9 protein-coding genes are annotated in these 11,780 nt (G+C 69.1%); 3 read left to right on the top strand and 6 right to left on the bottom strand.

Annotated elements, in window-relative coordinates; translation table 11 throughout:
- Positions 1–403: 403 nt before the first annotated feature.
- On the top strand, positions 404–1,111 hold the full coding sequence (locus ACTWQR_RS35090; protein ID WP_443231263.1) for a hypothetical protein: 708 nt from the start codon (positions 404–406) through the stop codon (positions 1,109–1,111).
- Positions 1,112–1,281: 170 nt separating this feature from the next.
- Here the strand turns inward: ACTWQR_RS35090 and ACTWQR_RS35085 are convergent, their stop codons facing one another.
- The 6 genes from ACTWQR_RS35085 to ACTWQR_RS35060 all read right to left on the bottom strand — a co-directional run bounded on the left by ACTWQR_RS35085 (position 1,282) and on the right by ACTWQR_RS35060 (position 7,384).
- On the bottom strand, positions 1,282–2,271 hold the full coding sequence (locus ACTWQR_RS35085) for a deazapurine DNA modification protein DpdA family protein (protein WP_443231262.1): 990 nt from the start codon (positions 2,269–2,271) through the stop codon (positions 1,282–1,284).
- A 68-nt stretch (positions 2,272–2,339) separates the two neighbouring features.
- The gene (locus ACTWQR_RS35080; RefSeq protein WP_443231261.1) at positions 2,340–3,062 is read right to left on the bottom strand and encodes a hypothetical protein; all 723 of its coding nucleotides are present in this window, start codon (positions 3,060–3,062) and stop codon (positions 2,340–2,342) included.
- Positions 3,063–3,210: 148 nt separating this feature from the next.
- A complete protein-coding gene (locus ACTWQR_RS35075; protein ID WP_443231260.1) occupies positions 3,211–4,701 on the bottom strand; it encodes a hypothetical protein in 1,491 nt (496 codons plus the stop codon).
- A 44-nt stretch (positions 4,702–4,745) separates the two neighbouring features.
- The gene (locus tag ACTWQR_RS35070; RefSeq protein WP_443231259.1) at positions 4,746–5,369 is read right to left on the bottom strand and encodes a hypothetical protein; all 624 of its coding nucleotides are present in this window, start codon (positions 5,367–5,369) and stop codon (positions 4,746–4,748) included.
- Between the two features lie 91 nt (positions 5,370–5,460).
- Positions 5,461–7,005: a ParB/RepB/Spo0J family partition protein gene (locus tag ACTWQR_RS35065; RefSeq protein ID WP_443231258.1), complete on the bottom strand. Its 1,545-nt coding sequence runs from the start codon at positions 7,003–7,005 to the stop codon at positions 5,461–5,463.
- Positions 7,006–7,129: 124 nt separating this feature from the next.
- Complete coding sequence (locus ACTWQR_RS35060; RefSeq protein WP_443231257.1) at positions 7,130–7,384, bottom strand: hypothetical protein; 255 nt, start codon at positions 7,382–7,384, stop codon at positions 7,130–7,132.
- Between the two features lie 659 nt (positions 7,385–8,043).
- On the opposite strand from ACTWQR_RS35060, the gene ACTWQR_RS35055 reads away from it, so the two are divergent.
- Both ACTWQR_RS35055 and ACTWQR_RS35050 read left to right on the top strand, forming a co-directional pair.
- Positions 8,044–8,439 (top strand): hypothetical protein, encoded by a 396-nt coding sequence (locus tag ACTWQR_RS35055; protein ID WP_443231256.1) that lies wholly within the window; start codon positions 8,044–8,046, stop codon positions 8,437–8,439.
- Positions 8,432–11,707 carry a tetratricopeptide repeat protein gene (locus ACTWQR_RS35050; protein WP_443231255.1) on the top strand — a complete coding sequence of 1,092 codons (3,276 nt, stop codon included), beginning with the start codon at positions 8,432–8,434 and terminating at the stop codon, positions 11,705–11,707. The genes ACTWQR_RS35055 and ACTWQR_RS35050 overlap by 8 nt, the downstream gene beginning before the upstream one ends.
- Positions 11,708–11,780: the final 73 nt, after the last annotated feature.

The following is an 11,780-nucleotide window of genomic DNA, read 5'->3' as shown; positions in this document are numbered from 1 at the left end:
GGCGAACACGCCGGGGGCGGGGGCGCCGCCAGAAGGATGTGCTGAACCCGTACGGCTCCCAGTCCATGCCCTCGCACCCATTAGCGGGATGCGGAATGAGAGTCAAGGGGCATGGGTGCGCGTTCTTTTGCCCACCTGCGCGTTTCGTTGCGCTGGTCGAACTCATCAGCTCCACGCGCGATCGGATCATACTGAGACGTAGCCAATTAAATGCTGACCGCAATGCGTGTTGGCGTTCCTGCGGAAAGGATTGGTATGACCGAACGTCAAGATGAACCCTCTCCGACTCGCTATGCATGGGCTGCGGAGATCACCCCTGTGTTGTGGGCGCTGGCAGCGGTAATTTCCGCCCTGGCTTCCCTCGTGTCCAGCTGTTCATAGCTGCTAAGAAGGAGGAGACGAAGTGAAGGAGTTCGCTAAGGGCGAGCTGGGGCCAAAGGCTCCCAACGCGAAGCTGTTCAGGGGAAACATGAGCCCAGTCCAGGGGACCCTAACCGGGGTGAACCGTGAGCTGGGCAAGATCAAGGACATCTTGGATGAGTCCTCGGCCATCGAGGAAGTTCATGCGGAGAAGCTCAGCAGCCTCTTGACGAAAGTCAAAGTCGAATACACGAAGAAAGGTGTCAAAGGCCCGGATTTTTATTCAGGGCTCCTAACCTCCCGAAGGTCCTTCAACAGGGTTACTGAGGGAGAGACTCCAGGGCCAGATCTGAATGTGCTGTGTTCTATGCTCTCCAACCTCGAGAAGGTGACAGGCGTTACTACCGATCTGCGGCCAGAAGTGGAGAAGGCCGCAGCACGCGAGATGCCCCGGGCTCTTCAGGAGCGGCTTGACGCCACTGAGGCAAAGCTCGGCGAGAAGATCAAGCTGGAGGCTGTCCTTGCCGCACGCGTGGGCTCGTTGCAGAAGAAGGTCAAATCCCTGAAGCGAGACCTGGCCGTCGCCGGCGCGCAACGGCAGATCCTGCTTCGTCGCCTCGAGCAGGCGGAACAGGCTCTGCAGGAAGCCTTGGAGCAGTGGCAGGAAAACAGCGAGGAACTCCGAGAGTGCGCCGCAAGGATGCTCAAGGTCGTCAGCGAGATCAAACCCTTCCTCAACTTCTCGGCATGACTGCATCAGGCCAGTCGCTGAGAGATCTGGCGTCCGCATACCCGAGTGACATCGAAACTCACCGACTTTCACCGGCCCGTAGGCGCTCGGATGACATCCGAACTCAGCAACAAACGACATCCGTTGAGGGGTACGCAGCCACCGCCCCGGACCGGCACGGTGTCGATGGGTCAGGTCGTGGGCGGGAGCATCAGCTGACGGGGGGCGTGCAGCACGTCCAGGACGCGCTCGCGCCAGCGCATCGCCCAGTGCACGCAGTTGGAACAGCTCTTGTGCTTGCCCTCGCACTGGGGCAGCGGGTCGTTCCAGCGGGCATCGCGCGACCAGGCGAGGGAGTCGGCGGAGGCCAGGTACTCGGCGCACGTTTCGAGGGCCTGGGTCTTCAGGCCGAAGCCGTGCAGCCGCAGTCCGGCGGCGGCCACGGTGGCCAGTACGGCTTCAACGTCCTTGACCGACTTGCGGCGGCAGACGGAGCCGACCCCGACCAGCGGATAGTCCGCCAGCCGTACGCCGCGCTTGTCGTACAGCTCCATGCAGGCTTCGTAGTCGGCCGGAAGCAAGCCTTGAACGGTGGGGATGATGTCGACGCCGGGGTCCTCGGCCATCAGGTCGATGAAGTTGCCCACGGTGCGGTCGATGTGCTCGCGCACGGACAGGCCCGTCTTGGCGATCATGTCGGGCTCGCACATCCAGTCCTGCGGGCCGGCCCAGACCAGGCGGCCGACCTGGTCGCGATAGCGGCGCAGCTCACGGACGTAGGCGTGCGGACTGATCGTCCAGCCGCCGTGGTTGTCGAGCTCGGAGAAGGCGCCCGAGTCGCACACCCAGTCCTGGGCGGCGCGCGGCAGGGTGGCGCGGTCGGCCAGCACGGGACGCGAGACGCACATGGGAACGCCCCAGGTGGACAGCCAGCGTGCGTGGTGCCCGCCGATCCAGAACATCGGGCCCTCGGCTGGGGAGTCGCTGGGGTGGAAGCCGAGACCGTACTCGCAGCGGCAGACACAGCCGCCGACGGCGCAGAACCCACAGTCCACGCACTGTTCGTGGTAGCAGTGGCCGCAGGCGTAGCGGACGGCGGGCGTGCAAGTGCATGTCTCGGGGTACTGGCCGGGGGCCGGCGCGAGGGTGAGTGCGCGGAGCCTGGCGGCAAAGTCGGACATCGCGACGCTCCCTTCGGTGAGTTGGTGAACTCCGGGCCCGGGGTTGCCGCCCCGCGCCCGGAAGGCGGTCAGTGGGGGAGAGGCTCGCCGGTCTGGCCGTGGCACGTCACGGTGAAGGCGGGATCAGCGCACCGGGCCGCGAGCTGCGAGCCGCTCCAGTCCTCGGCCTTGACGGACTGCACCAGGTGACCGACGGGGCACAGGAGCAGCACCCGGCCGTACGAGGTGCTGCGTACGACCGGAGGGCCGGAGTGGGGCAGAGGGCCGGGGCGTCCGGAGAGTTGGCTGAGTACCGTGGCGGCCCGCTCCTCGCAGACTTCGAACAGACTGAACTCGTCCTCGGCCGCGTCCATGCGGCGGTGAGCGTCGGCAGCTGCGTTTCGTGCCCGGTAGACCTCAGCCAGGGCGTACGCGGCCTGACGCTCACGGGCGACAGCGAAGAGCGGTTCCATCTGCGCGCGCTGTTCCTCCAGAACCTTGGCGGCGGCTGGCGCGACCTGCGGGCGCACCGCCCGGACTGACGCGAGGTAGTCGTCCTGGTCGCACAGGACGCGGACCAACTCCCACCGCTCGCCGGTGACCTGTTTGAAGGTGGCGGTGAAGGTCAGGGGGATACGGAAGTGAGTGGCGACGCGCACGGCGACTCCCAGCAGAGGACCGGGGTCGACGGAGTCTGCGAACTTGGGACGCAGCGTGAAGGCAGCGGTCCGGCCGCCAACTTCGCCGGGGACCTGGAGCTCAGGGGGACCGGCGCTGTGGTCGTAGGAGGTGGTTGGCTCGGTGGAGTTCACGGGGGAGCCTCCTTGGCGGCTGCACTCGGGTGGGTTGGTGGGAGGCCGGTCCCGGGGTTGCCGCCCCGGATCGGCGGTGGGTGAAGCGTTGAGCGACGCGGGTGTCGCGGCGGATGCGAGCTGGGCGGCTCGCGCGGTCATCGACGGGTCAGGTGTCCGCAGTGGACGGGTCGCCGCGGTTCCAGGGACCGAGGACGGCCCGCGGCTCAGCCGCTCCCTGGCGGCGCTCGCGGCGCGCGGCCAGCAGCAGATCGAGGATCCGCCGGCCCTTGGTGGCGGCCTGGTGGTGCAGGGCGGCGGGGATCTGGTCGGGCAGACGCACGCGCTTCGCCCGCAGGTCGATCTCCAGCGTGACGGTGCGGACCAGGGTGCCCGCCTGGCGCTGGCCGACGTACAGCAGCAGCCGCGCTTCGACCCGGTGGTCGACCGGGGTGAGCTGTACGTACTCGTTGCCCCAGGAGCGGTTCTCGACGTCGGGGGAGATCCGCACCCTGGCGGGAACCGTGCGCCCGGTGGGCACTTCGCGGTCGTTGAGCGGGTAGGAGGGGTCCTTCTCCCGCCGCGTGACGTGTTGGTGGAACGGGTACCAGCCGGGCCCGTAGAAGACGGGTGAGGCGTCCAGGACGTACGCCCACTCGTCGAGCTCCACCTTCACGGGGTACGTGTAGCGCTCGTCTTTGGGGCTCACGTAGAGGTCCAGGGCCGAGGCGTCGCGCGGCGGAAGGGCCGGATCGCGGAAGGGATGTGCGGGCAGGTCGGCGGGGCTGAATGTCGTGCGGGTGTTCCCCAACTCGTCCGGGTCGAAGGCGCCGTCACCCACTACCTTGCGGACCAGACGGGGGACGTCGCGCTCCAGCGGTGTGATGCGTAGGGCGACGGCCGAGCCCTCGACGGCGATCAGCTCCTGGAAGTCCCAGTCCGGCCGTGCCGCGCGCAGGTCGTGTTGGACCTCGCGCAGCGCCCGGGAGATGCGGCGGCCGAGCGGGTCTTCCGGGTCGGGACGGCGGTTTGCGGGCAGGACGAGGGCGGCGTCGGGGTGCCACTGGTCGGACAGGACCTGCCACGGCCCGGGCGGCAGCAGCGAGGCGACCTTGCCGGCGAGCTGCTCGGCGTCGGTCAGCTCGCGCAGGACGGCGGCGGTGAGCCGGGCGGTGGACGGCGCGTCCCAGGGACCGCCCAGGACCAGGCTGAGCCCGCTGCCGGGGCTGCCCAGGGTGACGCTGAGGCGCCTGCCTTCCAGCCAGGCCTCCGCGGTCCCGAACCGGACGAACAGCCCCGGCTCGCCGGGCCGTTGGAAGGGGGCGCCGGTGGTGAGCAGGCGGGAAACAGCAGCGGAGGGCGGGTGGGCGGCGCGGGCGTTGGCTAGGGCCGGGGCGTAGCGGGTGACCGTGTCGAGGATGCGCGACGTGGCGGACGTCGGGGTGTGCGCGCTGATGCGCGCGGTGCAGATCCGGGCGGGGCCGGTGGGCGACGGGGCGGCCAGGGCGGCCTCAAGTTGGCCGTGCCGCTCGCGGGTGCGCAGGGTCAGCCGGTAGCCGCCGGGCAGGTCGGCGTGGGTGCGGTCCCGGCCGTGCAGGTGGTGTTCGACGATGGTGTCGGAGATGGCGTAGGTCGGAGTGGCGGGCGCGAACTCGTTCATGGCGCAGGCCTCCAGGCGGCAGTCGGCGCGAAGTGGCGGGGCGGTCAGCGGGTGATGCGGGCCCGGGCGCGGTCGGCCTGGGCGTGGGTGGTGTCGGCGTGCGCGGCGGCGCGGACCTTGTCGGCCCAGTCGGCGGCGCGCTGCGCCAGGTCGGCGAGGCGCACGAAGTAGGCGTCCTGGTGCTGGCGGGCCCGATCCATGAGCGCCGTGTGTTCGGCGGTCAGCTCCTCGGCGGCGTACGCGGCGATCGCTTCGGCGCCGTGGCGGCGGGTGACGCGACCGAAGGGGCAGGCGCCCTCCTCCTGCTCGATGACGGCGAGGTCGGCGGCGGGCCAGCCGGTCTCCGTCTCGCGCGGGCCGAGCTGGATGTCGAGCACGCACACCGCGTCCGGGTCGTGCAGCCCGTTGGCCTGGTAGCGGTGGCGCGGCCGGGGCACGGGGCCGGTGGGGCGTTCGGTGTGCGCACGCCAGAGTTCGGGGGAGGGGTCCTCCTGATCCTGGTGCAGCCGGTGAAGGTAGGAGACCAGGGCGGGCAGCTGCCAGGCGGCGGAGCCGAACGGCGCGGCCGGCATGGCCAGTCCGGCACGGGCGACGAGACCGGTGTGATTGCTGACGGCGGCCTGGGCGACGAACAGAGGAGTGGTGAGGCGGAGTTCGGAGCGGAGCATGGCGAGGCCTTCCGGGCGGCGCGCAGCGAGCGACAGAAGGGGAGCGGGAGGGGGCCGGGGCCGGACCTGTCGGTCCGGCCCCGGCCTCGGGTCAGGACGCGCTCTCGGAGTCCTCGGCGCTGTCGGCGTCCGGGGTGTCCTCGGCGGCGGCCTGCTCGTCGGCCGCGCCTTCCTCTTCCTCGCGCTCCTGGCAGGGCTCGTCGTCGACCACGGCCTGTTCGACGCTGGAGAGCGGGTAGCCGATCTCGGCGAGGAACGTCAGCCACGTGCGGGCGTCCGCGCGGATCTCCCGCAGCTCGTAGACGGCGGAGTGTGCGGTGCTGTCGGTGCGCCAGGTCCGCGTCTCGCTCATCCGCTTCTCGAACGTCGCGGCCAGGACCGCGAAGTTGAGGAGGGTGAGCTTGGCCGGGGTCGCCGTTTTGGCGCGCTCGGCAAGGGTGCTGTAGCCGGTCAGCTCCTTGATGAGGTTGTGGCGTCCGACGTCGCCCGACCACTGAGCCACCGGCTTGGGGCAGGTCAGAAGCTGCTCGGTGATGAACGCGGCGAGCGGCTTCGGCGCGGTCTTGCGGCCGATCAGGTCCTTCAGCCACGCCTGCCGGGCCTTCTCGGCGGCCCGGTAGGCCTTGTTGCCCGCCTTGACGTACTCACGCGCGGGCTCCGACGGCTTCGCCTCCGTCGCCCGTGTCGGCTGATCCTCGCCGTCGCCGTCCGTCCCCTGGTCGTCCTCCTGGGGCGGGCGGTGGCCGAAGCGGTCCGGGTCGGTGCAGAAGTAGTCCACCTCGCCGGGCTCGCGGGGGTTCTCGGCCCAGGCCGCCACGTGACCGGGGCACTCGGTGTGCGTCTCGACGGTCAGCGGCTCGCCGTCCGGGCCGTCAAGCTCGGCGAGCGGCTCGGCGGTCGGCGGAAGCTCGCCGTCCCCGGCCAGCCGCACCCCGGCCGCCGTCAGCTGCGGGCGGACCGTGGCGCGGGCCTGCTGCTCCTCGCGGTCGTCACGCTCCCACTGCACCTGGAACTCGAAGCGGCCCTTGCGGTGGGCCTCCAACAGCCGGTCTACGGCGTCGGCATCGTCGTCGAACTCGCCCAGCACCCCGAGCGCTTCGAGGTCGAGGTTGTACGTTCCGGCTTCGGCGAGCGCCGAACGGGTCCGCCCGCCGACCGTCTTGGCGGTCTTGACCGCGCGGGAGACCTCGGTACGGCTGCGGCCGGTGAGCTGGGCGACCCTGGTCTGTTTCATGCCCGCGCCGACCGCGCCGAACAGGGCGTCGGCCTGCTCCAGCTCGGTCAGGCCCCGGCGGTAGTCGTCGTCGTTCTCGATGAGCTGGTCGATGAAGTCCTCACCGGCCTCCCTCAGGGAGGGGTCGAGTACGTACGCGGGGACCTCGATCGCGTCCTTCTCCTCCTCGGTCTCCTTGGTAGTCCGGGCGCCGAAGTAGCGCCGGTGGCCCATCTTCAGCTCGTACGCGTCCTCGCCGAGCGGGAGGACCACGACCGGCACTTTCACGCCGTTGGCGGCGATGGACTTGAGGAACTTCTCGTCGAGGTTGAGGTCCTGGCGGACGTTGTTCTCGTTGACGCGGATCTGGCCGAGCCGCAGGGTGACCCGCTGCATCGGTGTTGTTGTCGCGGTGTCGCTCACGTGCACTCCTCGTGCGATCGGTTGGTGTCGAGCAAGTTGCCGCTTGCTCTGGAAATCAATTATACGCCTTTTCGGGGATGGGGCAACACCTTTTTTCCGAGGGAAAGTCGGGCAACCATGCTGGTCAGGGACGCCGCACTGTCTGGACGCGCCGCAGGGCGGCGAAGAACGACGCAAGACGCGCAAGGTGGTCCGGCGGGAAGGCCGAGGCGCTGTCCGGTGCAGTGATCAGGGCATCGAGTACCGCGGTCAGTTCCACGAGCGGGGAGCCGGAGGAGTCGCACACACCCTCGTAGGAGCCAACGCCGGGTAGGTGCGCCACGTAGTGGCCGGGGTGTTCGAATACGGGGTTGGCTACGGCGACGTCATTTGGGACCACCGAGGCGTCTCGAAGCGGCCCCAATCTGTGAAGATCTCCTCCCGTGAAGGTGGCCTGGAATGGCTCCACTTGGCTCTTCTGGCTCGTCACTCGTGGGTCCAGTTCAGGTCGCCGCGATACAGGCTTCACAAATTGGGGCTCGCCGGAGGCGCCTCTGTGGAGCCGGAAGAGCACGCCGCAGCCACGGCAAGATCCTGGCCTCAGGCAGCGAGGACGGCACCGTACTGCTGTGGGGCGTCGCCAGATCTCCTGGCGCATCGGCTTCGGCCGCCCCTACTGCCATCTCGGCGGCGCCAATCTGCCGAGGTCCTGGTGCAGCGGCCCGACGAGCAGCCCGGCGAGCGTGCTGAAGGAACTTGCGGTGACGAGCGCGAGCGCGGCGCCGGCGGCGACGGTCCAGGGGCGCGGTCGCCGTCCGCACGGGAGGGGGCGTGTGCGAGGGGCGTCGTTCGGTCACGTTGCATCCGTACGACCCTGCGCGGCGGCTGGGATCGCGATGAGTGGCCATACAGCCGGTATGCGAGAGGATCTGCCACAGGGAGGTTAGCGTGCGTCCTCGGCACGCGGCCCCGGAACTCCGTTGCCCGGAGCGCCTGTTCGGTACCTCTCCGTGACAACACGCCGGGCCGGGGGCACACTTGGCGTGAGGGAGCGGCCCTATGCGATCAGTCCGGTGGTTGACCGTGGTCCTTGTCACGCTCGTGGTGTTCACCGGGTGTCTCTGGCTACTGAGATCAGCCGCCTTCGGATGGATGCCGGACGCGGATGCCGACCGTTGGGCGGTGGCCATCGCGTTCGCCACGGTCGTGGCCGGCTCGGTCGGAACGGCCCTCGGCTGGTGGGCCGGTCGCGGCGAAGACGATGTACCGACGACGCGGCAGACCGCGAGCGCATCTAAAGGGCAGATCCTCCAGGTGGGACGCGACCGGACGGACACACCTCCGGCGACGGATCCCGGCTCCGTCCCACGGGTCGAGCAGGAAGCCAGGGCCACCGGCGGCCGCATCGAACAGATCGGACGGGATTGGACCCGCGGCCGGAGGCACCGTGGCTAACGGCCGCCGTCGCGCGCCCGAGGCGGCCGGTGTCCACCAGCAGGTGAAAGCGAGTGGCAGCCCGCACATCACGCAGGTCGGCCGTGACCAGATCATTGTCAGCCTCTCCTTCGGGGACGTCGGCCGAACGATCGTCCGCGCCCTCGACATGCTCCCACCCCCGCCGGCCCGCCTGGTCGGTCGCGAGGACATGGTGCGCGACCTGCTGCTCCTGCTGGATCCGCAGGCCGAGCGGCCGTCCGAGGCAAGGGTGACTGCCGTGACTGGCATGCCCGGGATCGGCAAGAGTGCATTCGCCCTGCACGTCGCGCACGAGGCGGTCCGACGCGGCTGGTACCCCGTCGCACTGTATGTGGCGCTGCACGGCTACAAGCCAGATGACGCCGTCACGCCGGAACAGGCCCTCAACAGCCTGCTCCGGGCTCTGGGCGTGTCCGGCGCGGGCGATGAGATGACGTTCGACGAGCGGGCGTGGCTCTACCAGAAGGAGTTGGCCCGCCTCGCGGACGAAGGCATCCACGTCCTCGTCGTCGCGGACGACGCGTCGAGTGCCGACCAGGTGGCAAGGCTGATGCCCGCCCGCAAAGAGCACCGCATGGTGATCACCTCACGTGACTGCCCGAGTTCGTTGACGGTGCGTAGCGTCAACATGCCGGTGCTGACCCCGGACGCCTCCGCCTCTTTCGTCACTCTCGCGCTCGCCCACGCGCGACCCGACGACCCACGCGCGAGCCGGGAACCCGAAGCGCCGGCGGCGGTAGCGGCTCACTGCGGGCACCTTCCGTTGGCGCTGCACATCGCCTCCGCCCTCCTGGTGGACGACCCTGGCCTGCCGATCAGCACCCTGGCCAACGACCTCACACACACGCACACCCGGTTGAAGGAACTGCGCCACGGGACGGGTGAACTCGCCCTGGCGGTGGAGACCGCGTTCGAGCTCTCCTACCGGCGACTCGCGCCGGAGGCCGCCTTGGTGTTGCGGAGCCTCGTCCTCAATCCAGGACCCGACCTGGGAACCGCCGCTGTGGCCGCGCTGATGGACGTAACAGAACGTCAGGCCCGCAAACGGCTGGCGGAACTCACTGGAGCCGGCCTGCTCGGTGAGGAGCCGGTGAGCAGCGACAGATGGCGCATGCACGACCTGATCCGGGCATACACGCGGGGACTTGCCGCACAAGACGGGTCCGAGGCACAGCAGAACGCCGTTTACCGGCTGATGCGCTACTACGTGGCTCACGTCGAGGACGCGGACGGCTTCATGCGCGCGCTTCCCGGTACTCACCACTCGGCGCTTCTGGACGACCGGGAATCGGCCCTGGCATGGCTGGACGAGGAACGCCTCAATCTGGTGGCCGTAGTCGAGACGATCGCTCACGGCGAGCCGCTGGACGCCGAGATCGCGATGGCCATCGCCATGGCGTTGCGGCAGTACTTCCTCCAGTTCCGCTACCTCGACGACGCGGTTCGGGTGATGCGGCGCGTTGTACCTCTCTCCGAACGAGCCGGGAGGAACGCCGAGATCGCAGTGCTCGACTCTCTGGGAAGCGCACTCAACGCGCTGGGCCGATCTGCCGAAGCCGTCCCCCTGCACGAACGAGTGGTCAGCCTGGGCCCCGGGCCACGCGAGCTGGCAACGGCGCTCAACAACCTCGGCAACGCGTTGCTGGGTGATGAGCGGCCCGCCGAGGCCTTGGACACCTACGCGCAGGCCGTTGACCTGGCGGCCGGTACGGACGACGCAGTCGTCAAAGGAATGGCACTGACCAACAGGGGCAGGGCACTGTTGAAACTGGAGAGATACACCGAGGCGGCCGCCGTCCTTGAGGAAGCCGCCACCCTGCGCAGCGCAAGTGGTGACACCTACGGTGAGACGCGGGCCCTGGAGGTCCTGGCCGCCGTCCTGGCGCACTGCGGACGCGGAGAGGAAGCCATCCGGCTGTCCGCCGACTGTGCCGAGTTCTTCGCGGATCGCGGCGATGCGCTCAGCCAGGTGATCTCCCTCTGCAACCTGGGACGTAACCTCTTCGAGACCGGCCGGACAGCTGAGGCCATCGACACCTACAAGCGTGCCGCGGTACTGGTCGGACCGCTCGGTGAACCCGCCGTGGAAAGGCAGGTCGTCGGCAACCTGAGTATGGCGCTCCTCAGGACGGCACGCTGGACCGAGGCGCTCGAGATCACGTCCGGGGCCGCAAGCAGGGCGGCAGCCGCCGGTGACCTGTCTGCTGAAGGCGAGGCTCTGTACTTTCGGGGGCAGGCATTCGACGGGGCGGGACGCAAGGGCGACGCGATCGAGGCCCTGACTCGGTCCGCCGAGCGGTGCACTGCTTGCGGAGACGAACTGCGCGAGGGGCTGGCACTCAACCATCTCGGTTGGATCCTGGCCGAGGAGCAAAGGTACGCCGAAGCTGTCGAGGCCGACCTGCGCGCCATCGCCATATTCACTTCCCTCGGTGAACTCACCCATGAGATCCGCGTCATGGGCAACCTCTCGGAGGCATTGGAGGGCCAGGAGCGGTTCGCGGAAGCGATCGAGGTGTACGCGCGGACCGCGGACCTGCAGGCCGAGACAGGCGATCTGTCGGGCCAACAGGCGACGCTCATGGTGCTCATCTACGCTCTGGTACGGCAAGGAAGAACAGCTGAGACGTTCAGTGTCAGGGAACGCGTCGTCGAGGTGTCGTCGGCCCTGGGGGACCGGGTGACCGAATGCGACCAACTGATGTGCATGGGGAACCTCCTCGACTCCGAGGAACGCTTCCACGAGTCGATCCGCGTGTACGGACGGGCGGTGAGCATCGCTGTGCACCACCGGCTGCCGGACCAGAAGTTCGCCGCTCTCAACAACCTCGGCCTGGCACTGATCGGCACCGGCAGTCACCAGGCAGCCGTCACCGCGTTGCAGGAGGCGGCGGCCGCCACCGCCCTCCCCGACCGGGCCATTGCCCTGGACAACCTCGGCGTGGCCCTCCAGCATCTGGGGCGATACGACGAAGCCGCCGGGGCGCACCGGCATGCGGATGCCCTCTACCGTGAGCTGGGCGACACTTGCGGGCGCGGCAGGGCACACAACAACCTCGGTCTCGCCTTCGCGCACGAGCGACGATTCGCCGAAGCCGTAGCCGCGCACCGGAAGGCGGAGCGTCTGCACCGGACGTGCGGCGAACGGGAGGAGGAAGCGCGGGCCCACAACAACGGCCTTGCGGCCCTCGCTGCATGGCGGAACGCGGCGTCCGAGAACGAGCGGTGGGCAGAGGACCGCGCTTGAGACCAGTGACGTGCCCCGAGAGCGACGCAGGAAGAACAGTCCCGCCGCACCCCGTCGCGGCCAGCATTATCTA

The organism is Streptomyces sp. 2A115, assembly GCF_052245575.1.
Taxonomy (GTDB): domain Bacteria; phylum Actinomycetota; class Actinomycetes; order Streptomycetales; family Streptomycetaceae; genus Streptomyces.
This window is presented reverse-complemented; position numbering and strand designations above follow the sequence as displayed.

Bases quoted from the DNA above. Each gene is read 5' to 3' on its own strand.
- ACTWQR_RS35085 (WP_443231262.1), bottom strand. From the start codon at position 2,271: ATGTCCGACTTTGCCGCCAGGCTCCGCGCACTCACCCTCGCGCCGGCC.
- ACTWQR_RS35055 (WP_443231256.1), top strand. From the start codon at position 8,044: ATGCGATCAGTCCGGTGGTTGACCGTGGTCCTTGTCACGCTCGTGGTG.
- ACTWQR_RS35075 (WP_443231260.1), bottom strand. From the start codon at position 4,701: ATGAACGAGTTCGCGCCCGCCACTCCGACCTACGCCATCTCCGACACC.
- ACTWQR_RS35070 (WP_443231259.1), bottom strand. From the start codon at position 5,369: ATGCTCCGCTCCGAACTCCGCCTCACCACTCCTCTGTTCGTCGCCCAG.